The organism is Nocardiopsis alborubida (assembly GCF_012396365.1).
Taxonomy (GTDB): Bacteria; Actinomycetota; Actinomycetes; order Streptosporangiales; family Streptosporangiaceae; genus Nocardiopsis; species Nocardiopsis alborubida.
In genome coordinates this window covers 1-25,526 of the sequence record NZ_JAAXPG010000037.1, presented here as the reverse complement: position 1 = coordinate 25,526, position 25,526 = coordinate 1, and the positions used below count along the sequence as shown (strand labels likewise).

The following is a 25,526-nucleotide window of genomic DNA, read 5'->3' as shown; positions in this document are numbered from 1 at the left end:
GACACGGCGGCCTCCTACTCCGGTCCATCCCCACGTGCGTGGGGCTCACGCGAAAACCATGACCTGTGAGGTGACCTGTGGCGGTCCATCCCCACGTGCGTGGGGCTCACGGGTGGGTGCGCCATGCCTGTTCCCGATAGGCCGGTCCATCCCCACGTGCGTGGGGCTCACAGAGCCCTCTCTGGGTGGGGCGGCGGCCGGTTCGGTCCATCCCCACGTGCGTGGGGCTCACCGCTTGCGGCGGGTGTCCAGGACCAGCTCCGGCGGTCCATCCCCACGTGCGTGGGGCTCACGCTTAATGACCTGCGACAACGCGGGACGTTATCTCCGCGAGACCTACTAACCAGTCAAGGAATGGCTGGCCTCGGCCATCCCTCCAAAACCCCGCGAAAAGCCCCGCCCCAACGCCAACTCCACCTCACACCATGCTCTCATGACCGCTGGAGCACACCAGGATGGCCACCGGACCCCCAATCTCCCCATTCCCGCCGAGGACCCAACCCACATCGACCTCTGCCTCTGAGAGCCCCTATCGCAATGACTTCAGGTGCCCCCAACAGATGAGCGCGCAGCCCAGCCCGAGCAGAGCCATGTGAACGTCAACGCGAACCTCCTGCCCAAGGCTGTTTCATTCTCGGCGTGCAGTGACGTTCGTGCTGGTCATGGCAGCCCGATCACATCCAGAGGATGACTGAACGCCTCATACGGCACATACCGGATCGCGTCGGGCAATGTGCCCTGGCCCAACCAGCCCAAGAACACCCAGGCACGAGCGCGCAACGCGGGCAGGTTGTCGGGTGCCTTGTACCGGGAATGATGGAGGATTCCACCCCTGCTCTGTGTTACCCCGCCAGGAAGCCTTCCCAAGGCGATCTAACCGACGATCAAAAGGTGCACAACCGTTTCCCCACAGTGTGCACTGTGTTACTGGACACGCCAATCCCCTGCTCAAGACCACCCCAGAGCGCTACATCGGGCGAGCCCGCTCCCTTGGCACATTGACACTGCCACCCGAACTGCCCTACCGCTGCTCCAACTCGAACAAGGCCGCGCCGATTGACCAGAGCGCACCCAAGGGAACCAATCGTTATCCAGAAGAGGCTCAAGACCTCGCTGGAATGGTTGACGCAGGGACACGGCCAGCGCTACGCAAGAAGAGGACCCCCAGCGGGAGCACAGGACCCCATCAAGGATTTTAGGACTCTATGGTAATCTGCATTTTATGCCCACTCCGTCTCTCAAGACGTTGATGTTCTCGGGCCATAGCTCGGGAGATACCTGCCCCCTATCCCTGAGGGTTCTGTTCTGGACGTCCATTCTCATCGCACTGGCATCACGCTCCGTTTCCGCGTACACCCAGGGCCACTTCGTTCCAGATCAGTGGATACATGGCAACTGGATATTCTTTTCCCTTCTTGCTTTCTATGTCCCCGCCATCGCACTCTGGCCTTTCCTTCCCTGGAAACCAGAGGAGTCGTTGACGCGCAGATCCCTGTCCTTCGTCTTCCTGGGATCTACCGTTCTCCTCTTTCCGGTACTCGACTTCGGCCACTACTTTATTATTGTCGTTTCTGTTGCACACGCCCTGTACGCGCACAACCTGCTGGCCGCGCTCGCCGTCTGTCTCGCGTTCGGTCTGGCGAACTTCGCCACAGGAGCGCTCCATCCATTGATGCCGACCTCCTTGGCGGCAACGAACGGTGCCCTGCTCCTGGGGTACTGCCTCGGTGTGCTCATCGTCGTTGCGTCCTTGCTGTCCGCCGGTCGCAGGGCACGACAGACCCGTGAGCTACTCGGGGAGCTCACCGAGGCCCACCGCAAACTGCGGCATTACTCTTCGAGGGTTCGTGAACTCGCGGTTGAGGAGGAGCGCGGGCGCATGGCCAGAGAGATGCATGACAGCACCGGTCACTACCTCACCGGCATCAAACTCTGCCTGTCCAGTGCACGACGCTCGGCGGACGGGCTCCCAGAGGTGGTCCGTGAGGAAATCGATGACGCGTATCGGCTGGCCGGGGAGGCGTTGGTCGAGACCCGCCGCTGGGTTCGCGCTCTCAAGCCCCTCGGTCTGGAGCAGCTCAACGGGCCTGAGGCTCTACAGGGGCTCACCACAGCGTTCAGGGACACGGGCGTGCACACCGAGTTCCGTCTCGTCGGTACGTGGCCGGACGATATGGACGGCGAAGTCGAACTCGCGTTGTACCGCACCGTGCAGGAAGGGCTGACCAATGCACTGCGGTACTCCCAGGCGGACAGGATCACCGTGGATGTCAGAATCAGGGAGGGCACTGCGGAGGTCGATGTCGTCGATGACGGAATAGGAGTCGCCGAAGGTCACCGGGCTTCGGGCTTCGGCTTGTCCTCGCTGGAGGAACGTCTCATCTCCTTGGGCGGAAACCTCCACACGGGCAACCGACCCGAAGGGGGATTCCGCCTCTCCGCCCGTGTCCCCTGCCAGCCCGCCTACCTCATGGAGGAGACGCAGTGAAGCATGAGGGACCGGTGCGAGTCCTGATCGTGGACGACCAAGCCCTGATGCGCCGCGGCCTCGCCCGCCTTCTGACCCCGGAGGAAGGCATTGAGGTCGTAGGGGTGTCCGAACACGGGCAAGCCGCGCTGGACCTCCTCGCCTCGTGTGACGAGGAGCGCCTGCCGCACGCCGCGCTCGTCGACATCCACATGCCGGTCATGGACGGCATCACCCTGCTGAAACGGCTCCAGGAGTCGTACCCCTCGATCAGGCCCGTGGTCCTCACGGCGTTCGAGGAGGACGAGTACCTGTTCGAGGGGCTGCGCTCCGGGGCCAGGGGCTACCTGCTCAAGGATGCTGAGCCCGAGGAGGTAGCCGACGTACTGCGTCGGGTCGCGCGCGGGGAGAGTGTCCTCACCGGTGCGGTCGCGGACCGTCTCATCAAGGAGGTGAGTTCGCCACGCGCACCAGCCGCACCGCTGGCGACACCCGACCCGGGACCGTTGTCCGCACGCGAATTCGAGGTGGTCGGGCTGATCAGCGAGGGCGAGGCCAACCAGGGCATCGCGCGGCGTCTGTTCATCACCGAGGGCACCGTCCGCAATCACGTGACGAACGCCCTCCGCAAGTTGAACCTGCGCGACCGCACTCAGCTCGCCCTCTGGTACGGCCGTCACCGCGCATGACGGGGAGGCGGGTTCCCGTGCCCAGCCGCCGCACGACCCGGGACGGGTACCGAGGTGGCCGTGTCGTCCTGCGCGCCATGGCTACCAGACCGCCAGTGTTCCCCAGAGCGCCCCGGCCCGCACCACTGAGGACACCAGGACCGACAGTGTGAACACAGGGACGTGCAGCCAGCGCCACTTCCCCGCCTCGACCGGGGCCGCGCGCCAGTGCCAGACGCCCAGTACGGCACCCGCGGCGGCGATGCCCGCGCCCAGCGCCCAGACCATTTCTGGCGTGCCCATCCATCCACCTGGGCGTTGGCCTCAGCAGGGGTGAGTCCGGCGCCGGCCAGATCGAAGTCCTGCCACGGGGTGAAGGCCACCTCACTGCGCACGCGGTATCTGGCGAAGTCCACCGAGCGCTGGCAGAAGCCGCAGTCCCGGTCTTACAGGAACAGGCCCGCTGCGGGGACACGGCTCATGTCTTGGAATCTGTTCATCGCGGTCATCCACCTGTTCCGGTGAGGCCCGGAGAGAGTTTCGTCGGCACAGGCACAGGGAGCCGGGGGAAACGGTCCGTTCCGGTCGGCATCACTCTCCTCCCCGCCCGGAGGAGTTCCCACCTGAGGCGTGATCGCGCCGGGCCATACGATCGCGCACTGCCCAGGAGCTCGTGAGCGCACCCGCGGCAACCGTGGTCAGACCCACGGCGGCGGCCACGAGCAACACCCCCATCTGGAATCCTCCGTCCTCGATCAGGAAGAGAGCAACTCCACCGACGGCCATGGCGATTCCAGAGGTCGCCAACCAGGGAGCGGCTCTGCGGTGCACCTCGTACCAGGCCTCATCGCTGCCCGCGGTGAAGGTGGTCCGGATACCGAGATAGGGGTTGGGTCGCAACTTGCCCCTGGCTCCGGCGTAGGCGGCGACGAGGAGCAGGGCCGCAGTAGCGAGGACCACAATGGAGGTCCATACCAGCGCACCTCCCTCCATCCGCTCGACGGCGGCTGGAACGAGTTGCCCAGACGTTCCGGGAAGGTTCCTGAAATCCACGTGTTTTCTTTCCCTTCTGGAGTGACCGTGTATTCGCGGCGCTCCGCCGCTGAGGAGGTTTCCCCTTTCCATCGCCCTGCGTTCTGGAGAGCCTGTCGGATACCCAGCGGGGCAACGTGTCGCCGGGGCGTACCGTGTAGAGGATCAGCGCCTCTGAAACACGACGACAGGCGGGGCCACGGCGACCGCGACGAAACCACAGGGGGAGTCCGGCGTGACCTGATCGTCGTCCCCGGCGATCTCGACCATGAGGTCGGTGCCGTCCTCCGGTGCCTGCTCGACCTTGAGGGGGGAACCACTCGTCAGGCCTTCGGTGATTCCCTCAACCGCTTCGGGGTCGGTCTCGGTCATCAGATCCACGACCTCCTCGACCATGGTGTCGCAGTCTTCCTGGCTGATCTCCTCCAGAAGCACAACACGCAGAACGCTTTCGGCAAGCGGTCCGGCGCCGGAGAACACCGCGCTGGTGACCACCTCAGGAGAACTCGCCAGCTCTGACGGACCCACCGCCTCCTGGGCGTTTGCCACGTCTGGGGTGGACAAGGTGACCGCAGAAGCCGTCAGAGCTGCGATGAATCTCTTCCTTACTGCATGCCTCTCCGAGGGAAATGTAAAAAAATCCCTCAGCTATCAACCCAAAGAAGAAGACAGAAATAATATAGACACTGACCACCAATCGGTCAATATGCAAATAGTTGAATTTCGCACAGTTGGACACAGGGCGCATGACAAATGTCATACACCCTGATCTTTGGTTCTTTTCCCGACAACTGTTGGCGGACCCTGATTGAGCTTTGATTGTTCGGTTCAGGGCGAGCGGGGCTCCTGGTAGGAGTAGTTCTGGGAGGCTGCTATGAACGCCACCGGGCAACAACACCGCCGCGTGACCACCGCCACCCTGTTAGAAGAGGACAGCCTGCTCGGCAGCCAGATCGCCGACCTGCTCGGCATCACCACACGCTCGGTCAACAACCGGCACCATGCCTAGGGTCCATCCCCGCGTGCGCGGGGCTCACGCGGAGGGGGTCAGCACGGCCCAGTGGCAGGCCGGTCCATCCCCGCGTGCGCGGGGCTCACTCCGTGTGCCCTAGCCGCTCGTCCATGAGTACCGGTCCATCCCCGCGTGCGCGGGGCTCACGCCGGTGAGGAACAGGTCGGCGGTCTCGGGGTCGGTCCATCCCCGCGTGCGCGGGGCTCACTGCTCGTGGTACTGGTGGCGCACGGCCAGACTCGGTCCATCCCCGCGTGCGCGGGGCTCACCCGACCGCGCCATCGGCACCGCCGCGCGCACCGGTCCATCCCCGCGTGCGCGGGGCTCACCTCCCCTAGGGCGGCCTCGTAGACCTCGGCGGCGGTCCATCCCCGCGTGCGCGGGGCTCACTCCGCCACCTGGTGGACGTGCAGCGTCCGAGCCGGTCCATCCCCGCGTGCGCGGGGCTCACGCCGGTTCGAGACCGTCCTGCACCTGTTCCACCGGTCCATCCCCGCGTGCGCGGGGCTCACCTGGTTCTCGTCCTCCAGGGCCCGCGTGTGGGCGGTCCATCCCCGCGTGCGCGGGGCTCACGGCAGCCGCCCATCTGACCTGGAGGCGGGACCACGGTCCATCCCCGCGTGCGCGGGGCTCACTTCTTGTCGGTGCCGTTCTTGCGGGCCTGGGCCGGTCCATCCCCGCGTGCGCGGGGCTCACTCCCCCTCGGCCTGGCCCTGGTCGTGCTGTGGCGGTCCATCCCCGCGTGCGCGGGGCTCACGGCCGCCTCGATGTCGTTCAGGTCCTCCAGGGCGGTCCATCCCCGCGTGCGCGGGGCTCACGTCAGGGCTGGGGAGTCCCGGGGGCCGCCGAACGGTCCATCCCCGCGTGCGCGGGGCTCACATCTCCCCCGAGATCCGCTCATATTCGGCCTGCGGTCCATCCCCGCGTGCGCGGGGCTCACACACCTAAGAACCTCAGAAGCTAGTCACCTAACGGTCCATCCCCGCGTGCGCGGGGCTCACTCACCGGCCGCCGGGGTGTCCCCGGGGGCCGTCGGTCCATCCCCGCGTGCGCGGGGCTCACCATGGCGGCGTGGTCGATGTTGATGCCCTCGGCGGTCCATCCCCGCGTGCGCGGGGCTCACGGAAGTCGTCCAGGCTCCAAGCGCGCTTGCCCGGTCCATCCCCGCGTGCGCGGGGCTCACGTTAACCGAAACTCCGACATCATGTTCTGCGCCGGTCCATCCCCGCGTGCGCGGGGCTCACGGTCAACAATCCTCTGATCCTGCATCCGTGCGCGGTCCATCCCCGCGTGCGCGGGGCTCACCCGTACTGTCCACCCAGGCCGTCGTTGGCGCTCGGTCCATCCCCGCGTGCGCGGGGCTCACAGAGCCCTCTCTGGGTGGGGCGGCGGCCGGTTCGGTCCATCCCCGCGTGCGCGGGGCTCACGCGGGCTTGGCAGCCGCCGGGACCCGCGTGCCCGGTCCATCCCCGCGTGCGCGGGGCTCACGCTTAACGACCTGCGAAAACGCGGGCCGTTATCTCCTCGCAATCTATGCGGAGAGCTTGCTTAAGATCTCTCCAACGCCCGTTCCGCGTCCATACTCACACAGTCGGCGCCCAGCTCCACCAGCATCCCAGCCAACGAAACCTCAACGACCGAGCAGCTCCTGGAAGAGCTTGCTCGTGGTGACGCTGGGACGAGCGCGCATGGCCTTGAGCCGCTCGCTGAGCTCTTGGTAGGCACGCTCGACCGCGTCCAACCGCCCCAAAGCCGCCTGGGTCCGCATGATCTCCTGGTAGACGGCCTCGTTCAGGCCGTCGGACTCCCTCGCCCGCTCCAACCAGACCAGCCCCTGCTCCGGCCCCTCATTGGCCTTGGCGAGGCTGACAAAGCAGTCGGCAGCGGCTCGACGGTAGGCCTGGCGCTTCTCCTCGATCCACGGCAACTCCACCTCGGACAGCAGCTCGTGCGTGTACTCCGCCGCCGCGATCCGCAGATACGCCAGACGCTGTTCCGCGTCCCGGGTCGCGCTCGCGGCCCTGAGCGCAGCGTCGAAGCACCACACGTCCACGTCAACGGCTTCGCGGAGAATCCGGTACCGGCCCGAGGTGACCTCCAGGATCTCGGCCTCGCCGTCCCCCAACGCCTCGCGGATCACGCGGCGCGCGTCGCTGGACGCGGTGTTACGAAGGCCTCGGGCCTTGCTCTCAGCGGAGTGGGAGAACAGGGCGTCGGTGAGCGCCTCTGTGCCCATCCCGTCCGGGTGGAGCGCCAGGAGGGCGAGCATACGGCGCGTGGAACCGCGCATGCGTGCCCCGACATCGGCGTCGTCCAGCACGACCCTGGGCTGAGGCCCGAACAGGCACAGCCGCAGCCGCGGCTTCACCGAGCCCTCCCCCTCCTCGGAAAGTTCGGGTTCCTCCACCGTCGGCAAGCATGAAACGTCCTCCTCTTCTTCCTCAGCCTCTTCAGCTGCTGACAGCCCCTCTGTGTCAGTGCCGAGACACACCGAGAAAGCAGCCGCGTCCATGTGCGACAGGCGAAGGCCGTCGTACACGGTGGTCCCGCCCCCGTCCGCGTCGGTGACCTCCACCGTGTCGAGGGCGTCGCAGCGGACCGTGGGCGAGGGCCATCCCTCCCCCAGAACCAGGACAACGGTGCCGCTGTCGGTCGAACCCCTGGTCACCATGTCCAGCCGGTCGCTGACTCGCCCCTCCTCGGGAGACTCCACCACGAGCAGCGTCCACGAGGGAGTGGCAACGGCTTCCTCCTCGTCCTCCAGGCGCACGGCGCTGATGTAGGCCAGCTCGGTCTCGGTGATCGCCGACGCGGTGTCGGGGCACACCACCAGACCGGGGACATCCGTGTCTTCCGGCGCTCCCGCCCGCGCCAGGACGTCCTGGGTGGTGATGACCGTGGTGTGCTCCTCCTCCAAGGCCCGACCGATGACGGAGGCGCACACTCCCGCCCCATGGGTTCCGGTCACGCTGAGCCCGTCGCGTGCGCTGACAGCCAGGCTGTCGGCAACCCTCAGATATCCCCCTGCCGAGACCAGTTCCGTTCCGGCGCTCTGGAGGACCTCAACGCCGGAAACCTCCTCGGGCTCGGGTACGGCCAACTCCCCACCCGCCAGCGGATCGGCCCCGCCCCGACGGACTTCACGGCGTCGAGGTGCGGTGAGCCGTCCGCCGACCGCTCCGGCGATCGCACCCGCGGCGGCTCCGACGAGCATGCTCGTACCGGAGAACCCTGTGTCCTCCCCTTCACCGGATGTGAGCGCGCTGTCAGCCAGGTCGTCCATCGTTTCGCTCTCGCGGCCCTTACTCTCGGAGTCCCTACTCTCGCGCTCCCTGCTCTCGCGGTCCCTCTCCTGTTCCTGCTCCGGGGGCGGACTCGGCTCCCGTTCGCTCTGCTCCGCCGAGCTGTCAGCAGCCGCGCGGGGCTGGGTGGTCAGCGTGTACGCGATCTCCGCTCGCCGGTCCGCGGCCTGGCCCAGGTCGGGGTGGTTGCGCGGCTGCCCGGAACCCGCGCCTTCGGTCGTGATGGTCCACCCCTCCCCCAGCTGTTCGGTCAGGAAGGCGGCGACGGACTCGGCCCGGCGTTCGGACAGCGCGCGGTTGTACGCGTCGGGGCCGTTCGTGTCAGTGTGCCCGGTGACGGTGACCGCCTCCCCCGGATCTCCGAAGAGCTGGAGGAGTTCGACGGTGGGCAGCAGTTCCTCCGTCATGGTGGGTGTGAGCTCGGCGGAGTCGGTCCCGAAGCCCGCCAGCATCCGGGTGCGCTCCAGCACGTGGGCCGGTTCCTCGCCTTCCTCGCCGCGCGCGTCCTGTTCGCCGGTTGTCAGCGCACTGTCAGCCGGTGCCACCGAGGCGACAGCGGGCGCGGACACGGCGACGGAGGTTCCCGCGACCCCGGTCACCGCCAGGCGCAGCAGTCCGATCCTGGGCACCCGCCCGCGCAGGAGAGCCGCCGCGTCCAGGAGCACCAGCCCGGTGAAGGTGCCCCACAGCGCCCAGAGCAGCACGAGTGTCAGCGCCTGAAGGACCACGGTGGGCGGCGTCGCGCTGATCAGTGTCAGCCACAGGTGGTCCCAGGACATCCCGTCCAGCTGCGCGGGCCACTGCCAGCGCTGGAGCAGGACGGGCGGCGCGACCAGCAGGGCGAGTGTGGCCGCGCAGGCCAGGACCTTTCGAACCGGGTGCATGTCGTCCCCTCTTCCAGCGTTGTCCCTCGGCGTCTCACGGGGTCGGGGTGTGCGCGGTAGCGGTGGCGCGGGAGGCAATCTCGACCTCTCCGAGCACCACGAGCAGAGTCGGGCGGTAGGCGGTCGTGACGGTGACCGTGACCTCGTCAGCGCTGACAACCACGTCCACTCCCACGGCCGCGTTCGTGCCCGCACCCGCTCCTGCACCCGCGAGCCGGGCGTGGTCCTGGGCCGCGCTGCGCGCCTCGTTCCGGTCGAGGGCGAGGGTGTCCGTGCGCAGCAGGTCAGCGTCCAGGTGCTGGGCACCGGCCCGGGCGGCCTCGTGGGCGAGGGTGGTGGTCCGGGTCTTGGCCCATAGCATCTGGGCGCCGTCGTGGACCAGGCCGAGGCAGGCCAGGAGGGTCGCGGCGATGGCGATGACGAACGCGCTCGGGCTGCCTCCGCCCATCAGGGTTCCTGCTCTCGGTGGACGTCCAGGACGGAGACGGCCGATCCGGTGACGGTGCGCCGCTCGCCGACCTCCAGAACGCGCAGGTCGTCGCGGTGCACGGTGCACACGACCTCCGCCCGCATCGCGCGCAGATTCCCTTCCGTGGTCGGCCGCAGCCGCACGGCGGGTTCCTGGCAGGCGCGTCCCCAGCCGCCCACGCTCTCGGCGACGGCCTGCTCAGCGGCGTTTCGGGCTTCGTTCCGGTCGGTGTGCAGGGAAGCGGAGCGCGCGGCGGCGTGGGCGAGGGCGTCGGCTGCCAGCGCTGTGGTGTAGTTGCGGCCGGTCAGGGCCAGCAGGAGCAGGAAGGCCAGCACGACGGGAACGATGAGGACCAGTTCGACCGACGCACTCCCCCGGTCCCGCTCCCGCTTCAGTCCTCGTTCCCGGGCCCGCTCCCGTTTCGGGTCCCGGGCCCGGTTCTGCTCCCGCCTCGGATTCCGGTCCCGAACCCGCTCACGAGGCGCTGTCACCGGGCCGCTCCGTCGACGTGCTCCGTGGGTCCGGACAGGGTCGTGCTGACGGACGGGTTCCATCCGGGGACCAGGCTGATCGCGGTGCCGTCCACCCTGGTGCTGGTGGTGGCGTCACCCCGCTCCACCCGGACGCGGACGTCCCGCAGGACGGTGCCGCCCAGGTCCTCGGCCAGGGCGTGTCCCCGCGATCGTCCTTCTCCGGCGCTGCCGCCGAAGGCTCGTGCTGCCGCAAGCGCCTCGGTGGCCACGGCTTGGGCGCGGTGGTGGGCGTGCGCCCAGAGCCCGTATTGCAGGATGCCCAGCAGCATCACGAACATCAGCGGAATGACGAACAGGGTGTCCGCACCGCCTCTGTCATCCCGGCCGTCCCGAGCGCCCCTGCGCTCCCGAACATCCCGGTCTTCCCGACCGCCCCTGCCGTCCTTGCCGTCCCTCCTCGGTCCATACCTCACGGTGTGACGCCCAGGTCGACGGACTGGGCGCTCTCGATGATCCTCGGGGTGAGGATGCCGCCGACCGCCGTGGCGATACCGATGGCGACGACGAGCATGAGCACGTACTCCGTGGTGGTCGATCCCCGGTCCGCGGCGCTGCCGTGACGGCGCCTGCCGAGGACGAGTGCGGTGAAGGTGCGGCGCAGGGCCTGGCGCATGTGGTTGCCCCTTTTCTCGGTGGCCGGTGTCTGTCAGCCGGTGGTGAGCGGCTGGCGTGCGGTGGTCGGTGACCGGCGCCCGCTGACAGTGGACAGCGAACGGCTGACGCGTCTCGAATGCCGGGATCTTTGGTCAGAACCCGCTGGTCACGTGCGTGGCGGCGGGGTAGCCCATGAGCAGCAGAAAGCCGAGCACCAGCAGCATGACCGGCAGGGTCATCCGCTCGGTGGCCTCGTGGGCCTGCGCTTCCAGGGCGGCGAGGCGGTGGGTGCGCAGGGCGGCGGCCTTGGCGCGGACCGAGGCGCGCACCCGGGCGCCGTCGGTCCCGGCGATGCGGATGGAGGAGGCGAGTTCGTCCAGTTCGCGCACGCCGGTCCGCTCCGCGAGGTCGGACAGGGCGTCCCAGGGCGGTCGGGTGCGCAGGTTCGCCTCGTGCAGGCAGCGCCGGATCAGGTCGAAGGCCGCTCCGTTCCCGCGCCGGGTGGCGGCGGTGAGTGCTCCGGTGACCCCCGACCCTCCGGCCAGGGCGACTCCGACGAGGTCGGCGATGACCGAGGTGGCCGCGCCCAGCCGGGCGCGGCTTCGGGCCGCCCTGTGGCGGCGCACGAGCGCGGGAGCGACCAGGCACAGCACCAGGCAGGACGCCCCGAGTCCCAGCGCGGCGGGAAGCGGCATCGGTGACGCGGGCGGCACGGCGGTGGCCAGCAGGAACAGGAACAGGGTGGCTCCGGCGAACGCGGACACGGTCACCTCGGCGCGGTGGCGGTCGGTGTCGATGCCGCACACGGCCAGGTCGCGCCGGGTTCGGGGACCTGGCCAGCCGAACCGGGCCAGTACTCCCCCGCCGGCCCGCGCCAGGCTCGCGGCGGTGCCCACGGCCCCGGCAATCCCTGCCTTCTTTCTCTCCCCCGCCCGCCCCCATGCGCGTTCCCCTTCCCGCCTCTGGCCCCCTTCCGGTTCCAGGTCCGGCGGTGGAAGGAGGTCGGCCAGGCCGGGGCGGCTCAGCACCCGCGCCGTCCACCACAGTCCGGCTCCCACCGCGGCCCCGCCCAGGGCCGCCGCGAACACGCTCATATGCGCTCCTCCTGCTCGTGGGCTGACAGCACGCGTTCGGTGCGCGGCGGCTCTGACAGGCGCGTCAGCCACCACAGCGCTCCCGCCCACACGGTTCCGACCAGTGCGAGCACGAGTTGGCCGGTGGTCGAGCCGAGCGGAGCGAAGTAGGGGCCGTTGAGGGCGGCCATGCCGATGACCATGGCGAGGGAGGCGGTGGTGATGATGCGGACGGAGGTGCGGGTGCGTGCCCGGGAGGTGGAGGTGCGCACGAGCATGGACGCGCGGTCGCGCGCTGCCTCGGCCAGGCTTCCCAGGAGGGTGCCCAGGTCGGCGGCGTGCCGGTGGGCTGCCATGGACAGCGCGGCGGCCACCAGGTCGGCGGTCTCGTTGTCGACGCGGTGGGCGAAGGCGGTGAGCGCGTCCTCCAGGTCGTTGCCCGCGGTCAGGTCCGCGGCCAGTCCCTGCACGTCACCGCGCACGGCCTCGGGGGCGATGGCGCAGGAGGTCCAGATGGCCTGTCGGAGCCCGGAGGAGGCGCTGATGAGGTCGCGCAGTTGTTCGGTCCAGCCCGCGACGGCCTCGATGCGGGCGATCTCGGCGGCGGTGGTCCGGTCGGGTCCCAGAACGGCGGGCAGCCACCAGGCGGCAGCGGCGGCCAGGGCGGCGGCGACGGGCCAGCCGGTGATGCCCCAGGCGAGCATGCCCGCGCCGAGGGTGGCGGCCGCCCTGAACACGGCGTCGCGGCGCACGCTGACCCGCGGGCGCAGGAGCCTGGGGGCCGCCGCGAGCACGGGCCAGAGCAGTACCAGGCCCAAGCCGACCGCGGCGCCGCCCAGGCTGGCGGCCAGGACGGTGGTCACCCCGCGTCCTCGAACAGGCTGGCCGGGTCGAAGCCGACGCGGACGAGCTCGCGGGTGTACTGCGGGCTCAGCGGGGTGGTGAACCCGCCGTGTTCGCGGGCGTAGACCTCGTTGGTGACCACCCGGGGCCCGTCGACGCCGACGATCTCGCGGATGCTGCTGACACGTCCGCCGCCGTGCTCGTCGGTGTCGATGTGCACGGCCAGGTGGACGGCGGAGGAGATGAGGACGCCGCTCTCCTCCAGGGTCAGGCGTTCGCTGGCCTGGTTGGCGTAGGTGGCGAGTTTGGTGAGGATCTGCTCCGAGGAGGAGGCGTGCACGGTGGCCATGGAACCGTCGGTGCCCATGGTCATGGCGTGCAGGAGCGCGACGGTCTCCTGTCCGCGGGTCTCGCCGACGATGACCCGGTCCGGGGACATGCGCAGCGCGTGGCGGACCAGGTCGGCCAGGGTGATCTCCCCGGCTCCCTCGGTGTTGGGCGGCCTGCCTTGGAGGGCGAGGCAGTTGAGGTCCTCGTCGGCGTCCAGCCTGAGTTCGAAGGCGGCCTCGACGGTGATGACGCGTTCGGCGGGCGGGATGTGGCGGGCCAGGGCGCGCAGCAGCGTGGTCTTGCCCGATCCAGTGGCGCCGCCGATGACGAGGTTGAGCCGGGCGCGCACGGCCGCGGTGAGCAGGGAGCGCACGGGGCGGGTGAGCATGCCCGAGGCGGTGAGGTCGGCCAGGGTGAGTTCGCGTTCGGGGTGGCGGCGGATGGTGACAGCCGGGCGCCGGGAGACACCCATGACGGCGGAGAGGCGGGCGCCGCCGGTCAGCTCCATGCTCAGCAGGGGCGCGGAGGCGTCGAAGCGCCGTTCTCCGCCGGGGGACTGTCCCGCCAGGCGCCGGACCAGGGCGACGAGTTCCTCGTCGGTGGAGGTGACGGGCGCGCGTTCCTCTCGGCGGCCGTCGCCGAGGTCGACCCAGACGCGGGTGCCGTTGATGTGGATGTCGCGCACGCCGGGTTCGGCGAGCAGGAGTTCGAGGGGACCGAGTCCGCAGACCTGGGCCAGGGCGCGTGCGCGGACCCATTCCTCCTCGGGGCCGGTCAACGCGCGGGCGGATCCGGTGAGGGCGCGGCAGGCGTACTCCTCCAGCAGGGCCGCGAGCACCGCGTCCGCGCGTTCGCGCCGGCTGCGGTCGCCGCCGCGCGTCGGGGCGTCCGATTCCTGTCGGACCAGGGTGTCGGTGACGCGGTCGGCCAGCCGGTCGGCGGTCTCGGCCAGGTGCGGTGCGACGCGGTGACTGCTCGGGGCGGCCAAGCGGGAGGCGTCGGAGGTGCTCACGCGGCGAACGCCTCCTCGAAGCGGCGCAGGGTCGCGGCGGCGTCCACCACGTCGTCGACCTGTTCGGCCAGGCCGCGGGCGGCGGCCAGCAGCGGCATCCACTCGACGCCGTCGGGGTTGTGGCGGGTGTGCGACCAGGCGGCCATCCGCTCTCGCAAGCCCCGCGGGCGGGAGTCCTCTCCGCGCAGGAACGCCGCGCCGGTCGGGTCGTGCGGCAGCCGGGCCCACACCCGGCAGCCGGTCTGGGCGGTGATCTCGCCGCTGGAGAAGCGGGAGCCGTGCACCGCCAGACCGACCGCGGCGCCCTTGCCCGACAAGGATTCCAGGACGTCGCGGCAGCGCGAGACGCGGTGGATCTGCGCGGCGTCGTCGCCCGCGACGGTCAGCACCACGGCGTCGGACAGGGTGAGCAGGTGCGCGCCCGCGGTCCCCGGGGCCACCCGGCCCAGGTCCAGGACGGTCAGCCCGCCCCGCAGGACGCGGGCCCGGTGCGCGAGCGCGGTCACCACGGCGGAGGCCTCGTGCGCCGTGGTCGGCGCGGCCAGGGCCCGCAGCCCTCCGGGGAGTTCGGCGGCGTGCGCCAGCAGGGCGCGCCGCGTCCCCTGCTCCCCGTCCGGGTTCGGGTCGGAGGCGGCCCGGACCGACGCCGCGAGCGAGACCAGCCCGGGTCGGCCGACAAGCCGGTGCCACACGGCCAGGTCTCCGCCGCTGGCGTCGGCCTCCACCAGTACCGGAACAGTGAGCGGACCCGTGGGCCACACCGCCGCCAGGGCGGTCGCCAGGGTCGTGACCCCAGGAGCTCCCGAGAACGAACACACCGCGATGATCATGCTCTCCCCCTTTCGTTCTTGCTCTGTCGTCCTACGGCCTACGGCTCGGCCATGAGCACCAGGCGCGTGCCCGGCGCGTCCACGGCACGGGCCGCCCCGGCCGCGTCCTCGTCCACCACCAACAGCTCCACGACCCGCGCGTCCGCCGAGGCCTCCTCGTCCCCCAGCGAGTGCAGGCGAGCGGGGAAGGGGTCGCCCTCCTCGGCGACCACCAGCAGCAGCGCGTCCTTGCCCGCGGAATCCGGGAGCATCCCCGGAGTGGTCTCCACTGCGACCACCGCCTGTCCCGGCGCGGGCCAGGCGGAGGTGTCGGCGATCATCGGGCCGGTGAGCACGGTTCCGGCCGAGATCGGTGCCGCCGCCCGACCGCGCAGGGCCTCGGGGACCGTGACCAGGTCCAACTCCTCCACACCGAACGCGGACACGACCCGTAGGTCGGCGATGTCGAGGCCCTCACCGGCCTCCACATCATTGACCGCGACCAGGACCGTCGCGGGCTCCTCCTCCCGGGTGGCGGCCCAGGCGGCGATGACGCCGCCCAGGACCATGGCGGCGATCCCGGCGAAGGGCCGCTTCCAGCCGCGGCGGCGGACGGCGGACAGCCGGGGCTTCCCGGTCTTCCGGTCGCCTGAGTGGGGTTTGGTCAACGTCGTCACGCCCTGTGCTCCCGTCCCTGGTACGTCGAGGTCCCTGCTGTGCTCAGCCGTCGGTGACCAGCGCGTGGACCTCGCGCACGCGGACGCTGTCGGATGCGCTGGTCGTCAACGGGTCGAGGGTGCCTCCGCCGCCCGCGCTGGTGGTCCACTCCACCGTCCAGGACACCGTGGCGGCGACCGGGAAGCGGTTGTCGGGCTGGTTGCGGGACGTGCGGGTGTAGGCGTGGCCGCAGTCGGGTGAGGGCGTCTCGGCGTCGTGGCGCGCGGGGTCGAAGGCGGTACCGGGTCCGTCGCAGTAGAGGACCGTTCCGTCGCCCATGTCCCAGCGGAGCTGCTGCGGCACGGCCGTCACGGTGACCGAGCCCGCGGAGACGGAGGCGGTCGCGCTGACCGGTTCCCAGTCGGCGCCGTCCACCCACAGCCATACCGGGAAGTGCACGACCGAGTCCTCGGCGGGTGAGGAGGCCAGGGTGGGCGCGGGCAGGCTCATGGAGGCCCGTGCCTGTTCGGCGGCCTCGCGCGGGCTGACGGTTTCCCCGCCGCCGCCCGGGCCGGACCTGGTCGAGGCGACGCAGGTCCAGCCCGGTTCCGCCCGGTCCATCTCCACGCACGGGTCCTCGGCGGAGAGCGTGGCTGTCCCCCCGTCGTCGGGTCGGGGCGCGCCGCCCGACGAGCCGCCGCTGTGCTGCCCGGATTCAGCGAAGGCGGAGCAGCCAGATGCTTCGCAGGAGGCGTTGCCTTTGAAGTCGATCTCGCTCGGCGGAGGAAGCATCGGGGACACGACGGTCACGGCAGGAAGGACGGCAGCGGCGAGGATCGTCGTCGGAATCAGCACGAGTCGTCTCCCCACACCTGTAGCTGGACCACCCGCCAGGAGAAAACGTCGCGGTTCACCCTGGCGTCCACGCGTACGTTGTCGGACCTTGGCTCGGCCTCTCCGACGACCTTCCAGTCACCGGCTCCCTGACAGTCCCTGATCACGATCGACCTCGGTTCACCATCAGGCTCCGCGGAGACCACCTCAGGAGCCGGAACCGGCTCGCCCTCCATGCCTTCACCAGCGTCAGCGACTCCCTGAACACCTTGCTGTGCCAGTTCGAGCGCCTGGTCGACGGCGTACTTCTCCAGGTCCGGATGGTTCGGGTCCATTTCCGCAGAAGCGAGAACGATCGCGTCCCAGAACCGCAGATAGGTGTCGACGGCCTCTTCTTCCGGGGACTTCTCCGGGGCTTCCGTTTCAGGTGGCATGGTTGCGGATTGAACGACTGGTTCGACTGCCTCGTCCGCTTTGGCCGTACACCCGGTGAGAAGCATCGCGCTCGACAGGAACAGCAGGAATCCACGCACCACAGAGGGCTCCCCGGAGTGATTTTTCTGTCACTCTCCGTGACAGAGATGAAGGTAGCCGCTCGTCTGGCCTGCGCACAAGTGGTTTCGGACGACCCATCAGAGAAAAACTGTCGGTAAGCTCACGCCTCTTCGATGTCCAACTCGCCTACCTGCGGAAACACTCTTCCTGCGGCCAGCGACACCAGCAGAACGGCTTCCAGACATGACGGTGGGCGGCGCCCGTGACAGGCGCCGCCCACGGCGATCCAGGATCAGAGCCCAGTCAGCGGTTCATGACGAACCCCGGAAGCCCGGAGGGGCGTTCGTCGGGTGGCACCGGGAAGGTCGCCCAGACCCCGAGACCCAGACGAGCGTTGCCAGGACCTACCGGGTAGTGACCCCATGCCTGAGCAAGGGAGTCGACGAGCATCAGGCCGCGCTGCCCCTCGGCCCACGACCACTCGTCGTCCGACCGGCCGTCCGGGATACGAGGAAGGCTGATGCCGCCTCCTTCGTCCACCACGGCCAGCCACAGCGTTCGCTCGTCCAGGAGGGCGAGGGCCCGCAGGAACTCTTGGCCCTCGGGTGCGTACTTGACGGCGTTGGCGGCCAGCTCAGCCGCGCACAGCAGCACGGTGTCCACCAGGTCGGGCTCGAACCCTGCCAGGTCCGCGCGCAGGTCGGCGCGGACCTGACGGGCCTGTGCCAGGTCCGAGGGGTAGACACGGTGTTCCCACCAGGTCGACGCCCGCCGGGGCGGGGACGGAAGCGGTTCCGAAGCCGGAACCGGGACAGGAGTGAGCGTCCTCGTCATGGTGCTCACCCGACCCTGTCGAGGTAGACGCGGATGACAGCGGCCAGGTCGCTGAGGTCGTCGGTCCGTTCCCCGACGGGCTCGGCCAGCAGGTCACCGACCGGGATTCGCGGGAACGGCGGCATGTAGGGGCGAACCAGCGTGCCCGCGTCTGAATCGAGCGAGGGAGAAGCCTCGTTTCCGGGACGAGGTCGGGGTGCCTGTGTGTGGCGGTCGCTCTGCCCACGCGAGGAGGTCGGGACCGTCCTCGTGCTCCGCACCTGGTCGCTGGGGAAGCCCGTCAGCTCCTGGACAGGGCGTCGCTCAGCGGGTACGAGGGCGGGCGGCAGTTCTCGGCGGCGGGGCGACGGCGTGATCGCGGTCTGCTCCGGCCCGGGGCGTCGGTGGTGTTGGGGGACGAACATGTAGGCCAAGGCGATGGCCAGTACGGCGGCGGTGAGCGCCCACACACGCCCGGCCAGACTCTGGCGGGGCCTGCGGTGCCTGCCGATAGGGTGTTCCACGGTCTTCCTCCTGGTGTGTTCAGGTGGTTGATCGCGCCCCGGTCCGGTGGTCCTACGCACCGGTCGGGGCACCTTGTTTTCTGTTGTGTGGGCGGGTGTCATTGGCCCCGGGTAGGGCTGCGCTTCCCGCTCACGGTCGAAGGGATCGAAGTTCGCGCTCGGTGGCGCGGATGGCCGCGTCCAGCAGTTGCGGTGTGGTCGCGCTCAGCGGCGGAACACGATGCGGGCCGAGGTGGAAGGCGAAGAAGCGGCGCGAAGCCGGTCCCCACAGCACCCACCACCAGCGTTGGTGGAGTTGTTCCAGCAGGCGGGCGGCCTCGTATTGGGTGGCGTCCTGGCTTCGTTCCCACGCCATTCCGGGCTGCTCAGGCCGCGACGGCGTCGTCGAGCTCAGGGACGGGCGCGTAGGGGTCGATGTGCGCCCACACCGTCAGGGGCGTACCGGGCTCGCCGTTCCAGCCCCATTCCACGGACAGACGGTCCACGAGGCGAAGACCCCGCCCGCACACCGCCAGAGCGTCGACCTCCGGTGACAAGCGCGGAAGGCAGACGGTCTGCCCCGGGCGCGGTCCGTCGTCGGTGACCGCGATACGGACGAGTCGGCCGGACAAGTGCTGCATCTGAACCTTCACCCGGCCACCAGGAGCGCCGGAGGCAGTGTGCGTCCAGGCGTTGGTGACCAGTTCACTGACCACCAGCACCAAGGGAAAGGCCAGGTGCGCCTGAACCCGCGCGCCCCGCTGACACCAGCTACGGATCTGCGGCGCCTGGGTCACCTCCGACCCGAAGAACGCCGTGCGAACCCCGGTGCCGCCCCTCCCTCGACGCGGCAGTCCACCCCCGTTCGGTTCTCCCTCCACCGCCCGCCTCGGCCGCGGTACGCCAAAACCATCCATCGTGCTTCCTCCAAGTGTCAGAAGTGCATGGGGTGAGCGAAGAGAGACGCTGACGAGAGCACACGGCGTCCCCACAGGTGGAGGCTCCTACGCCGCTGTCCAGCGATGTGTAGGCTCAATGCAACACAAGCTAAATGAGGCCGCCTCATTTGACAAGGGCAGCGTCTAGTATCTGCATCAAAGTCGCAATAGTTCACTTCAGACCTGGAAGACTGTCAGCCAGGTGTCAGCAGTCACAGCAGAGGAGAAACCCATGGCAACCGGCGTGCCTGTCCGACGGCGTTACCTGGCCATCCAACTCCGACGCCTGCGCAACGCGGCGAAGCTGACACAGGACGAGGTCTGGAAGAACCTGGGCTGGAGCCGCGCCAAGATCCAACGCCTGGAAGCCGGCAGCTTCCAGCGCCTGAAGGCGGGAGACATCATGGCGTTGTGCCAGCTCTACAGCGCGCCGAGCGATGTCGCGGAGGAGCTCATCCAGATCGCACGGGATTCGCGGACCCACAAACCCTGGTGGCTCCAGTACGAGGACGTCCTCCCCGGCGCCTTCGTCGGTCTGGAAGCAGAGGCCACGATGATCCAGGAGTTCAACATCGGCCTGGTACCCGGCCTACTACAGACCCCCGCCTACATCTCCGCTCTGTTGGCCTCCGCCGTCGGAAACACCAGCGACCAGGCCGAGCAGAGGTTGAAGAGCAGGCTCGAACGACAGCGCAACATCCTGGAACGCCAGGAGCCTCCATTGATCTTCGTCGTCATCGACGAAGCTGCCCTGCGGCGTCAGATCGGCGGGCCCGAGGTGATGCGTGAACAGACCCGCCACCTGCTGGACGTCGGCCAGCGCCCCAATGTGGAGATCCAGGTGCTCCCTTTCTCTTCCGGGGCACATGCCGCGGGCGGCCTTCCCTTCACCATCCTGAGCTTCAGCGATGGCAACAACGCGGACAGCGTGGTCTTCCTCGAATCACGCGGTGACGGTTTCTACCTGGAATCCGAGGCCGAGATCAACCGCCATAGGCTGGTGTTCAGTCGTACCCAGGGCAGCGCGCTCTCCGTTCCGGACTCCACCGCCTTTCTGGAACACTTGAGCGCATGAAGCGCGAACCGGAGACGAGGTCCCGCATGGACATGAACACCGCACGGTGGCGCAAGTCCAGCCACAGCAACCCTGACGGCCCCCAGTGCGTCGAGGTCGCGGACCTTCCCGGTGCAACGGCTGTGCGCGACACCCAGAACCGCGAGCTCGGCCACCTCGCCTTCACCACCCCCGAGTGGTTCGGGCTCCTCAACACCCTCAAGGCGCTGAAGTGAGTCGCCCCTCCCAGGAAGATCAGGTTCTGCCTACGGCATGGGTGAAGTCGAGTCTCAGCACCAACCCTCAAGGGTGTGTCCAGGTCCGGGTCCCGTATGTGGGCGTGATCGAGATCGGTGACACCAAGAACCCTGGCGGTCCTACGCTCACCATCCCCCACGCCGACTGGGAGTACTTCCTCGACCAGGTCGTGAGCGGCAGAACCATCTTCAGACGCCTGCGCGCAGCGTTCCTCCCCGACGGCGGCTTCACCCTCACCGACACCGGAATCCCCGGCTCCCCCACCCTGAGCTACACCAAGGCCGAATGGGACGCCTTCCACGCAGGCGCCCTGGCCGGTGAGCTGAAGGGCGAGCACCCGCGCGGCACCCTCGTCTCCGCATAGACGGCGGCAGCTGCCGCGTCTCCAAGGCTTGGCGCGCCTCGGACAGCAGCCAGAGCCAGCGGACGGAGGGCGTGGCGATCACGTTCGCAGCTGCGCGAACCAGGCGAGGACCGACCGCTTGTACCCCTCCGGCATCGTCAGGTGGGGGACCTCGTCCTCGGTGAACAGACCGGCTTCCTTGTGCTCGCTGGAGACCACGACCGGGGCGTCCGAGTCCACACGGCAGCCGTAGGTGACGATGAAGACGTGCTTGTCGACCTGGGTGATGTGGTACATCCACGAATCGAGGATCTGTGCCACGGTGACCGGCCAGCCCGTCTCCTCCTCGATCTCCCGGGCCAGGCACTCCTCCGGGGTCTCCTCCAGCTCGATCTTGCCTCCGGGAAGCTCCCACTCATCGCGCTCATTACGCAGCAGCAGCACACGCCCGTCACGGACGACAACGCCCTTGACTGAGACGGGGAACGCACGCGGAACATAGGGGGTGCCGGACACGGGAGGACTCACTTTCGACGGGGGTACGGGCTCGGTTCACCTCCGCGTGCGCGGAGCTCGGGAGCAAACGACCCGCGAAAACGCAGCGCGTTACCGTACCGCAATCTACGTTGCAGGCGGACCAGCCACCCGGCTCCTGCCTGGTCCGCATCCATCCTCACACGACGAGTGCGCGAAATAGTACAGATGTCGAAGCTCTGATGTCGTGTTTGAGCAGATCAGTGGCATAAGAGCTGGATACAGAAATCGTCCCTGAACGACATGAGGGCACTAAAAAAATTCCAGATCAGGAATATTCGAATTATTCCTGGACGCCGGTGCGCTGTACGCGTAGATTGCGGTGCACAACCCCCTACCGCGGAGGTACGACCGTGGACATGGTCCAGATCGCCGGTGACTGCAAGGGCGACGACTGCCCCAAGGTGGTTCACCACCGACAGGAACTCGATCGTCGTCCAGGGCGATCTGGTGACGAGTGTGACCAGCCCCGAGGGAGAGGCCCTCGTGGAGATCCCCCGAACTGTGTGGGAGGAGGCCACCCGTGCGCTTGGAAGGTGACGCCTGGCGCGAGTTCTTCGACGCCTTCAGTGACTACGCGTTCCGGTTGGAGACCCTGCCGGTCTATGGGGTCACCTCCGAGGACGAGGAGTTCAAACGCTTCCTGGCTGGCGAGCCACGCCCGGACGAGGAGCTGACGGACTCCCCATGGCTGCACAGAGTCCGAAGGTTCACGACATCCGGACGCCGCGTGGAGCGCGTTCACGTGGTGACACAGCCGCTGTCGGACTACCTGCGCTACGAGATGGAGTGGGGGTACGACTTCAACATCGTGGCGGGCGAGGATGTGCGGATCATCGAGACGGAGACGCCTTCGGATCTGCCGTTCGCTACGCATGAGGACTTCTGGCTCTTCGATGACACGCATGTCGTCCTCATGCGGTACGAGGACGACGGAACGCAGATCGACCGAATCCTCCTCGAAGACGTGGACGTCTCGGAGTACATCTCCCGCAAGGACACCGCGCTTCGGCTGGGGACTCCCTACGAGCATTACAGGGCACGACTGAACACCTAGTGCTGGAACCAGAGAGCATCGACGGGCGCCGCGGAGAACTGTCCGAGGCGCTTCGTCGCGTGCGCAAAAGAGCCGGATTCACCGGTGAGCGTCTCGCTGCCAGAGTCGGAATGAGCCAGAGTAAGATCTCGAAGATCGAGACCGGAAAGCTCGTCCCCTCTTCGGTCGATGTCGAACGGATTCTCCGTGCAGTCCAGGCGACACCGAAGGAAAAAGAGGCGATATCCTCTCTTGCGCGAGTCGCCAACACGGAGTACCAGAACTGGCGTGCATCGCTGCGTCGAGGCCTGCACCACAAACAGGCGGAACTCGCCACGCTCGAAGCGACCTCATCTACCTTCCGTTATTTCCTCCCGGCCATGATCACGGGGTTGCTTCAGACACCGGAGTACGCCAGAGCGAGTCTGGCGAGCCTGCCCGGGGACCACACACGTGCTCTGATGAGGCGCTTCGAACGCCAGTCCATCCTGTATGACACGAGCAAGGATTTCACCTTCCTTCTGACCGAGCAGGCTCTCAGATGGCCCCTCTGCCGTCCGGGAGAGATGTCAGTGCAGCTCGAACGGATCGCGGCGCTTTCGGAACTGTCCAACGTCAGGATCGGTGTGCTTCCGCTGGACCGAGCCACGGTGCCTGAAGGTCCACTGTCCACGTTCACCGTCTACGACCAGACCCTGGCCACTGTCGAGACATTCACCGGAGCGCTGCTCATCCGCTCCGCTCAGGATGTGGCCCTCTACGTCGAGACTTTCCGCCTGTTCGAAGAGAACGCCCTCTTCGGCACTCAGGCGCGAGGTTTCCTGCGTCAGGCTGCAGAGGACTTTCGCGAGTGACTTATTGCCTGGGAACCATACCTCGGCCGCTCGGCCACCATACCTGCTGAATGATTTTATTCCATGACGGGAAACTCGTGGTTTCCCTATCGGGGCGTGTATATGATCTGGATCGGTTCGCGGCCATGACGAAAGAAAAACTGATGCCGCAAACGTGGTCGAAACAGGCATCCTTCACCTCCCGAGAGGGGCCGGGCTCCGCGTGCCTGTCTTTCGCCGCGAACACACAACCGAGGAACGAGGGGACATGATCGAGAACGTCAAACAGAGCGCAAGGGCCAGGGTGAGCCTGTTCCTACGACGCCGCCCGGAGTGCCGATGAGCGACCACGCCACTGCCCAGACACCTACCGCCGACGAGCTACGAGCCGCAGTGGTGGACCAACTCGTCCAGGACGGTTTCCTCACCAGTGCGGTGGTACAGAAGGCGATGCGGACCGTACCGCGCGAACGGTTCGCCCCCGAGGCTGCGCTGGAGGAGGTCTACGCCCCCTACGACGCGGTGATCACCAAGAGGGACGAGCACGGGGTCTCGTTGAGTTCGGTGTCGGCGCCACAGATCCAGGCGATGATGCTGGAGCAGGCCGAACTGGAACCGGGCCACCGGGTGCTGGAGATCGGTTCGGGTGGCTACAACGCCGCCCTGATCGCCGAGATCGTCGGCCCGACCGGTCAGGTGACCACGGTCGATATCGATGCGGAGGTCACCGAGCGGGCCCAGCGCTTCCTGGCTGAGACCGGTTACTCCCAGGTGCGGGTGGTGTGCGCCGACGCCGAGGACGGGGTTCCCGAGCACGGCCCTTACGACCGGATCATCGTCACCGTGGGCGCCTGGGACATCCCGCCCGGATGGGTGGCCAACCTGGCCGAAGGCGGCCGGTTGGTGGTGCCGCTGCGCATGCGCAACCTGACCCGGTCCATCGCCTTCACCAAGGCGGACAACCATCTGGCGGGATCCGACCCCCGGGTGTGCGGGTTCGTGCCCATACAGGGGATCGGTGGGCACGCCGAGACACTGCTACTGGTCAACGGAACCGAGGAGATCGGACTGCGGTTCGACGACGAGGCTCCGACCGACGCTCACCTGCTGGACAACGCGGTGCACACCCCGCGGGTGGAGACCTGGACCGGGGTGACGGTCGCTCCACAGGAACTGATCGGCACCCTGCAGCTGTACCTGGCCACGACGCTGGCGGGGTTTTGCACCATGGCCGTGGATCCGGACCTGGACACCGGTCTGGTCTCCCCCAACAACCCGCGCTTCTCCATGGCCGCCGTCCAGAGCGGCAACTTCGCCTACCTCGTCACCCGTCGCACCTCCACCGGCGACGTCGAGTACGGGGTCCACGCCTTCGGGTCCGAGGGCGAGGCATTCGCCAAGACGGTGGCCGAACACGTACAGGCATGGGGGCACGAGCAGCGCGGCGGCCCGGGGCCGCGTATCGATGCCTACCCCGCGTCCACTCCCGACGAGGAGCTCCCCGGCGAGCACGTCATCACCAAGCGGCACACCCGCATCACGTTCTCCTGGCCCTCGGCGAACACCGCACAGGGCTAGGTCAACCCCTACGAGAACAAGGAGAGTGATCCACATGATGGGTTCCACCAACGGCGGCACCGCCCTGGCCGAGCGGCCGGTCGAGGACGACTTCGCTCTGGACGTGCGCGTCGTCGTGGCCGCCCACCCCGTCGGCAAGCTGCAGTGCAACACCGGTGACGGCTGCGGGAACACCTGTGCCGGAACCGCTTCCGCCTGCAACTCCTACGTCGGCGACCCCTTCTGACCCCTCCTCTTCACGGGTGCGTTGGGTGGCTGCTCACCCGGCTCCTGACGCACCCGCTCCTTTCCCCTGTCGTGTGTGTACGGAAGAAGGCACCGTGCCCAAGCCCCCTACCGTGGGGTATCGGTGGCCAGGAGCGGCACTCCTGCGCGCCGGCACCGCCCCCGGGAACCTGTCTGTCCCCCACCCTCCAGCAAGCACGGAAGATCCTGTGTCCGGGCAGAAGTGGTTGTCGGCTCTGTGGGAGAGCCCGCAGGTCCGCAACGCCCTGAGTGTCTCGTGCCGGGTTTATTGGAGGCTCGGAACCAACGCTTCGCCTTCTGTTGCCCCGGCCTGCTGCCGGTAGAAGCCGTCCTCGAACTCCGCTGGCGGGACCAGACCGATCTCGCCGTGCAGACG

29 protein-coding genes and 2 CRISPR repeat arrays (1 of these 31 running past the window's edge) are annotated in these 25,526 nt (G+C 68.3%); of the genes, 9 read left to right on the top strand and 20 right to left on the bottom strand.

The annotated features are described in order from the left end of the window. Positions 1-293: direct repeats of the CRISPR family, unit length 29 nt; unit sequence CGGTCCATCCCCACGTGCGTGGGGCTCAC (it extends 711 nt beyond the left edge of the window). 929 nt (positions 294-1,222) lie between these two features. Further along, entirely contained in the window at positions 1,223-2,488 is a 1,266-nt protein-coding gene (locus HGB44_RS27845; protein ID WP_082768599.1) for a sensor histidine kinase, read from the top strand. After that, positions 2,485-3,156 carry a response regulator gene (locus HGB44_RS27840; RefSeq protein ID WP_269458491.1) on the top strand — a complete coding sequence of 224 codons (672 nt, stop codon included), beginning with the start codon at positions 2,485-2,487 and terminating at the stop codon, positions 3,154-3,156. Before HGB44_RS27845 ends, HGB44_RS27840 begins: the two co-directional genes overlap by 4 nt. An 81-nt stretch (positions 3,157-3,237) precedes the next feature. Here the strand turns inward: HGB44_RS27840 and HGB44_RS27835 are convergent, their stop codons facing one another. From HGB44_RS27835 to HGB44_RS27745, 19 genes are all read right to left on the bottom strand, one after another. After that, a complete protein-coding gene (locus HGB44_RS27835; protein ID WP_168444179.1) occupies positions 3,238-3,438 on the bottom strand; it encodes a hypothetical protein in 201 nt (66 codons plus the stop codon). A 288-nt stretch (positions 3,439-3,726) separates the two neighbouring features. Then, positions 3,727-4,095, bottom strand: a complete 369-nt coding sequence (locus tag HGB44_RS27830; RefSeq protein ID WP_168444182.1) for an SdpI family protein — start codon at positions 4,093-4,095, stop codon at positions 3,727-3,729. A gap of 237 nt (positions 4,096-4,332) precedes the next feature. Then, complete coding sequence (locus HGB44_RS27825; protein ID WP_168444181.1) at positions 4,333-4,716, bottom strand: hypothetical protein; 384 nt, start codon at positions 4,714-4,716, stop codon at positions 4,333-4,335. A 459-nt stretch (positions 4,717-5,175) separates the two neighbouring features. Then, positions 5,176-6,667: a CRISPR direct-repeat array (repeat unit 29 nt; unit sequence CGGTCCATCCCCGCGTGCGCGGGGCTCAC). Positions 6,668-6,809: 142 nt separating this feature from the next. After that, positions 6,810-9,365, bottom strand: coding sequence for an OmpA family protein (locus tag HGB44_RS27820; protein WP_061083076.1), 2,556 nt, complete (start codon positions 9,363-9,365; stop codon positions 6,810-6,812). Positions 9,366-9,399: 34 nt separating this feature from the next. Next, the gene (locus HGB44_RS27815) at positions 9,400-9,813 is read right to left on the bottom strand and encodes a hypothetical protein (RefSeq protein WP_061083075.1); all 414 of its coding nucleotides are present in this window, start codon (positions 9,811-9,813) and stop codon (positions 9,400-9,402) included. Beyond that, a complete protein-coding gene (locus HGB44_RS32185; protein WP_231972629.1) occupies positions 9,813-10,325 on the bottom strand; it encodes a TadE/TadG family type IV pilus assembly protein in 513 nt (170 codons plus the stop codon). The genes HGB44_RS27815 and HGB44_RS32185 overlap by 1 nt, the downstream gene beginning before the upstream one ends. Beyond that, on the bottom strand, positions 10,322-10,663 hold the full coding sequence (locus HGB44_RS27805) for a TadE family protein (protein WP_267909146.1): 342 nt from the start codon (positions 10,661-10,663) through the stop codon (positions 10,322-10,324). The genes HGB44_RS32185 and HGB44_RS27805 overlap by 4 nt, the downstream gene beginning before the upstream one ends. A gap of 113 nt (positions 10,664-10,776) precedes the next feature. Continuing rightward, positions 10,777-10,980 (bottom strand): hypothetical protein, encoded by a 204-nt coding sequence (locus tag HGB44_RS27800; RefSeq protein ID WP_061083072.1) that lies wholly within the window; start codon positions 10,978-10,980, stop codon positions 10,777-10,779. A 133-nt stretch (positions 10,981-11,113) separates the two neighbouring features. Further along, complete coding sequence (locus tag HGB44_RS27795) at positions 11,114-12,055, bottom strand: type II secretion system F family protein (RefSeq protein WP_061083071.1); 942 nt, start codon at positions 12,053-12,055, stop codon at positions 11,114-11,116. Further along, positions 12,052-12,897 (bottom strand): type II secretion system F family protein, encoded by an 846-nt coding sequence (locus tag HGB44_RS27790; RefSeq protein ID WP_061083070.1) that lies wholly within the window; start codon positions 12,895-12,897, stop codon positions 12,052-12,054. Before HGB44_RS27790 ends, HGB44_RS27795 begins: the two co-directional genes overlap by 4 nt. Further along, entirely contained in the window at positions 12,894-14,219 is a 1,326-nt protein-coding gene (locus HGB44_RS27785) for a CpaF family protein (protein ID WP_061083069.1), read from the bottom strand. The genes HGB44_RS27790 and HGB44_RS27785 overlap by 4 nt, the downstream gene beginning before the upstream one ends. Continuing rightward, complete coding sequence (locus HGB44_RS27780; RefSeq protein ID WP_061083068.1) at positions 14,216-15,049, bottom strand: hypothetical protein; 834 nt, start codon at positions 15,047-15,049, stop codon at positions 14,216-14,218. Before HGB44_RS27780 ends, HGB44_RS27785 begins: the two co-directional genes overlap by 4 nt. A 38-nt stretch (positions 15,050-15,087) precedes the next feature. Next, positions 15,088-15,705 (bottom strand): SAF domain-containing protein, encoded by a 618-nt coding sequence (locus tag HGB44_RS27775; protein ID WP_061083067.1) that lies wholly within the window; start codon positions 15,703-15,705, stop codon positions 15,088-15,090. 43 nt (positions 15,706-15,748) lie between these two features. Continuing rightward, positions 15,749-16,540: a hypothetical protein gene (locus HGB44_RS27770; protein ID WP_231972628.1), complete on the bottom strand. Its 792-nt coding sequence runs from the start codon at positions 16,538-16,540 to the stop codon at positions 15,749-15,751. Then, positions 16,534-17,052 carry a hypothetical protein gene (locus HGB44_RS27765; protein ID WP_061083087.1) on the bottom strand — a complete coding sequence of 173 codons (519 nt, stop codon included), beginning with the start codon at positions 17,050-17,052 and terminating at the stop codon, positions 16,534-16,536. Before HGB44_RS27765 ends, HGB44_RS27770 begins: the two co-directional genes overlap by 7 nt. A 265-nt stretch (positions 17,053-17,317) precedes the next feature. Next, entirely contained in the window at positions 17,318-17,848 is a 531-nt protein-coding gene (locus HGB44_RS27760) for an ATP-binding protein (RefSeq protein ID WP_061083086.1), read from the bottom strand. A 5-nt stretch (positions 17,849-17,853) separates the two neighbouring features. Next, a complete protein-coding gene (locus HGB44_RS27755; RefSeq protein WP_061083066.1) occupies positions 17,854-18,351 on the bottom strand; it encodes a hypothetical protein in 498 nt (165 codons plus the stop codon). 130 nt (positions 18,352-18,481) lie between these two features. Then, positions 18,482-18,706, bottom strand: coding sequence for a hypothetical protein (locus HGB44_RS27750; protein ID WP_061083065.1), 225 nt, complete (start codon positions 18,704-18,706; stop codon positions 18,482-18,484). A gap of 10 nt (positions 18,707-18,716) precedes the next feature. Further along, the gene (locus HGB44_RS27745; RefSeq protein ID WP_231972627.1) at positions 18,717-19,247 is read right to left on the bottom strand and encodes an ATP-binding protein; all 531 of its coding nucleotides are present in this window, start codon (positions 19,245-19,247) and stop codon (positions 18,717-18,719) included. 253 nt (positions 19,248-19,500) lie between these two features. On the opposite strand from HGB44_RS27745, the gene HGB44_RS27740 reads away from it, so the two are divergent. From HGB44_RS27740 to HGB44_RS27730, 3 genes are read left to right on the top strand one after another with little or no spacing between them, the layout of a single operon-like run. Then, positions 19,501-20,343, top strand: a complete 843-nt coding sequence (locus HGB44_RS27740) for a helix-turn-helix domain-containing protein (RefSeq protein ID WP_061083064.1) — start codon at positions 19,501-19,503, stop codon at positions 20,341-20,343. After that, complete coding sequence (locus HGB44_RS27735) at positions 20,340-20,558, top strand: DUF397 domain-containing protein (protein ID WP_082768597.1); 219 nt, start codon at positions 20,340-20,342, stop codon at positions 20,556-20,558. The genes HGB44_RS27740 and HGB44_RS27735 overlap by 4 nt, the downstream gene beginning before the upstream one ends. After that, a complete protein-coding gene (locus tag HGB44_RS27730) occupies positions 20,519-20,944 on the top strand; it encodes a DUF397 domain-containing protein (RefSeq protein WP_394327828.1) in 426 nt (141 codons plus the stop codon). The genes HGB44_RS27735 and HGB44_RS27730 overlap by 40 nt, the downstream gene beginning before the upstream one ends. Before the next feature lie 78 nt (positions 20,945-21,022). Here the strand turns inward: HGB44_RS27730 and HGB44_RS27725 are convergent, their stop codons facing one another. Then, positions 21,023-21,439, bottom strand: coding sequence for an NUDIX hydrolase (locus HGB44_RS27725; protein WP_061083062.1), 417 nt, complete (start codon positions 21,437-21,439; stop codon positions 21,023-21,025). Positions 21,440-21,980: 541 nt separating this feature from the next. Here HGB44_RS27725 and HGB44_RS27720 point away from each other — a divergent pair. From HGB44_RS27720 to HGB44_RS27705, 4 genes are all read left to right on the top strand, one after another. Next, positions 21,981-22,514, top strand: coding sequence for a DUF6879 family protein (locus tag HGB44_RS27720; protein ID WP_168444180.1), 534 nt, complete (start codon positions 21,981-21,983; stop codon positions 22,512-22,514). Next, on the top strand, positions 22,514-23,347 hold the full coding sequence (locus HGB44_RS27715; protein ID WP_082768662.1) for a helix-turn-helix domain-containing protein: 834 nt from the start codon (positions 22,514-22,516) through the stop codon (positions 23,345-23,347). Before HGB44_RS27720 ends, HGB44_RS27715 begins: the two co-directional genes overlap by 1 nt. Before the next feature lie 318 nt (positions 23,348-23,665). Beyond that, entirely contained in the window at positions 23,666-24,904 is a 1,239-nt protein-coding gene (gene fxlM / locus HGB44_RS27710) for a methyltransferase, FxLD system (protein ID WP_061083757.1), read from the top strand. A 34-nt stretch (positions 24,905-24,938) separates the two neighbouring features. Further along, a complete protein-coding gene (locus HGB44_RS27705; protein ID WP_017564549.1) occupies positions 24,939-25,130 on the top strand; it encodes an FxLD family lanthipeptide in 192 nt (63 codons plus the stop codon). Positions 25,131-25,526 lie beyond the last annotated feature (396 nt).